The sequence below is a fragment of the Endozoicomonas sp. SESOKO4 genome, from assembly GCF_024606275.1.
In genome coordinates, this window is record NZ_JAHHPS010000274.1 from 1 (window position 1) to 3,068 (window position 3,068).

A 3,068-nucleotide genomic window follows, 5' to 3' on the forward strand; every position below is an offset into this window, starting at 1 on the left:
ATCCTCAATTTTCTGCCGTCCTCGCTACGGGCGCTATTCTCGGTCAGGCTCCTAGACCAGAGAAAACTGACTGCCGACAGATAAACCACTGATGGCAGCATCTTTGAGTTTGGTTTCAGCCGCCCGAACCATCCCTGCAAATTCCTGTGCATCGGGGGGTTCTTGTTTGAGCTTGTTGATTTTGACCAGATTATCCAGCTCTTTCACGATGGCTTGTCTCCGGTTAAGGGTTGATCGGTCAGCCAGAGTTTGGGCTGTTCCATAAGTCGTGTGACAAAACTTTGCTGACTGTCTACTCTTTGCTGGAATTCTTCAGGCGTCAGCAGTGTAGGATTAATGATTCGGCCCAGCTGATTTTCTGCTGGTTCCAGATGCTCCATAATCTCGCCATAACTTAAATCATGCCCCACTAGCAAAACGTCTATATCACTGCCCGCGTGTTCCTGTCCTTTTGCTACCGAGCCATAAATAAATGCCATGTCACATTGACTTAAAACGGGCGACAGTGCCCCTTTAATCACGCTCTGTACGCCAAAGGTTTTGCGGGTAATGGCTTTCAGCTCTTCAAACACGGGGTTATCGGGATTGGCTTGATAATGCTGCTGGTTACCCTGCTGGTGAGTGGTGAGCAATCCGGCTGCGGTCATTTTCTTGAGTTCCCGAACCACAGCGCCCTTGCCGACCCCGGCCAGCCTTGCCACCTCGTTCAGATAAAAAGAACAGTCCGGCTTGCCGTAGAGCACAGCCAGCAGACGTTGCTGAGTTTTAGTGAACAGTACGGAGGCAATGGATGACACAGTGACGAAGTTCTTATAGAGGTATCAATATGGGAACTATAGGTCTCATATTGGGACTTTTCAAGGTCCCAAAAAAAGACCTTTTAGTCTCAAATTGGGACTTTTTTCAAATTGTCTCCAAAGTGCGGAGACAATCGCAGGCTCAGATATTATGGCGGAGCGACCCAGTCACGGACGTCGATTTTGCCGGTGACGGCGGCGGAGATTAGAGCTGTGCGGCGTTCTTGCATCAGAGTAATTGCGAATTCCGCCTCTTTAACCAGTTCATTGACCCTATTTATTTGCTTATCCACGAAGCCAATTATCTCATCCTGTTCCGACAGAGGAGGTAATGAAATACGGATGTTGTTGATGGCCGAAAAAGTGATAGTTGGAACCAAGCCTGGACTGCAAAGAGTTGCCATATCAAGTAGCTGCAAAACAAAAAAAGCAAAGCGCGAACGAATGCCCGTTGGAGTATATGTGTAGATGTTATCGTCTACGATTGAAGGGCGAGAAAGGATTCTACGCTTATTCGTCAATAACGCAGCCCCAACCCTTGGAAAAATGATTGTGTCAGCAGGGAATATCGGCGCACTTATATTTTCAGCAAGCGCATGACTTACGCTGTTATCGGACTTTTTCATGATCTCGTCATTACCGGGCAAATTCATATCTGCAACTTTGAACCACGGTAAATCACCTTCTTCTTGCCCCTGTATTGCGTGTGGGAACGAGCAGCCTTGCCCAACTTTGCCAACATGGAATAGTCTCAATACTGTCCAATGCTCCGGCACTTCCCCAAGCCACTCCACACCGGAGTTCTTCATCGGTGCATCCGGGTTCAGCCCCTTGGTGATGGCATAACTGATCACCGCCTGTCGTTTTTCTTTCAACAGCCGGATCAGGGATTGCTGCTCTTCGATCAGGGTGTCGATTTTGGCGGTTTCGTGGTCGAGGAAGCAGGCGATTTGTATCTCTTCATCGCTCGTTGGAGCAGCATAGGAAAAATTAACAAACGTGTCTTGGTAGAGGTGAACGATTGTGCTGCCGGTCTTGTTGTAATCAACAAAATCAGTAAAAACCTTTGACAGAAGGAGCCAATAATAGAAGCGAGTAGAAAAATTATCGTGAGTCGGTCGGACGACAAAAACGCCACTATTAAGAGTTGCTTTCTCATTATTCAACCCTTCTACTAACGCTACTTTTCCGATGGTTCCATCTTTCGTTAATAGAAGATCACCTTCTTTTAACTGAATGTATGGGTCCTGCTCATAACGAGCCTCGTCGCAGTGGTAACAATTTTCCCATTCTATTCTAGGGCCTCGGAAGTCACTACCCGTCACCAGGTAGGGACCTTCATCTGTGAAGTCATCTGATTTCAGACCGTGCCAGCCAACACGAGCCTTAACATAAGCCTCAAACTTTACTCTTGTAAGTGACCAGCTCTCTGGATAAGAGCCAATCCAGATAACATTTGAATCCTTATATTCCAAATAAGCCGCATATTTTTTGCGCTCAAGGCTGTTTCCATCCATCACAACTCACCCCTCAGTCCACGCTCGCTGTAGCTTTTGGTCAGGGTAAGAAAGTCAAACACGTAGGGGCCTTTCAGAGTTTGCTGAGCCAGATCGGACTGCACGGCTGGCAAAGTAGCACTGAAGTTACTGGGCACTGCCCCTTCTCGCTGCCATAGACCACTTTCAATTTGATGGGCCAGTACGTTGCGGCTCCATCCATATTCGAGGGTATTTTGCACATAATACAACGCTTCAGCCACACTTCGGCATTTGCTGACAATCTTCAGATTGTGCCCCCAGGGAATCTGGATTAATTGGCCAACAAGCTGTTGGCTTTTTATCGCTTCGTCGCTATAGAACAGATACCACTGGCGGCTGTACTTGATGTTACTCAGGGAGAAGCCTTTGATTTCAGGGAATTCTGACATCATGTCTTTGCTGAGTTGCTTTAAGAAACCATCGCCCCATTGAGAGCTGGCCTGTCGAAAAACAATCTCCTCTGCCAGCTCCCAATAAAAAGCCAGTAAAGTTGAATTCACCTGAACGGCTGCTTTTAGCTGTGTTGACATTACCTTCTGTTTCAGCGCTTTCAGCCAGTTTTTGTATTCGTTGTCAGGTGTCTCTGTGCAATCTCTCAATGTCTGCTATCCTCATTGCTCAAACAATAAAACAGGTAGTATTTATGTCACTGGAACATCGTGTAGAGAGACTTGAAAACCATTTTGAATCGCTGGATAACGCTGTACACCGGCTCATCGAGATTACCGGGGAA

Annotated in this window: 4 protein-coding genes; all 4 read right to left on the bottom strand. The window is 47.1% G+C overall.

Features of this window, described 5'->3' with window-relative positions; genetic code table 11:
- Positions 1-51: 51 nt before the first annotated feature.
- Entirely contained in the window at positions 52-207 is a 156-nt protein-coding gene (locus KDK16_RS05085; protein WP_257274975.1) for a hypothetical protein, read from the bottom strand.
- Complete coding sequence (locus KDK16_RS05090) at positions 204-797, bottom strand: nucleotidyltransferase domain-containing protein (protein WP_257274976.1); 594 nt, start codon at positions 795-797, stop codon at positions 204-206. The genes KDK16_RS05085 and KDK16_RS05090 overlap by 4 nt, the downstream gene beginning before the upstream one ends.
- A gap of 149 nt (positions 798-946) precedes the next feature.
- On the bottom strand, positions 947-2,314 hold the full coding sequence (locus KDK16_RS05095) for a restriction endonuclease subunit S (protein WP_257274979.1): 1,368 nt from the start codon (positions 2,312-2,314) through the stop codon (positions 947-949).
- A complete protein-coding gene (locus tag KDK16_RS05100) occupies positions 2,314-2,934 on the bottom strand; it encodes a DUF1016 N-terminal domain-containing protein (protein WP_257274977.1) in 621 nt (206 codons plus the stop codon). Before KDK16_RS05100 ends, KDK16_RS05095 begins: the two co-directional genes overlap by 1 nt.
- Positions 2,935-3,068 lie beyond the last annotated feature (134 nt).

Coding starts and splice junctions, on each gene's coding strand:
- KDK16_RS05095 (WP_257274979.1), bottom strand. CDS start 2,314: ATGGATGGAAACAGCCTTGAGCGCAAAAAATATGCGGCTTATTTGGAA.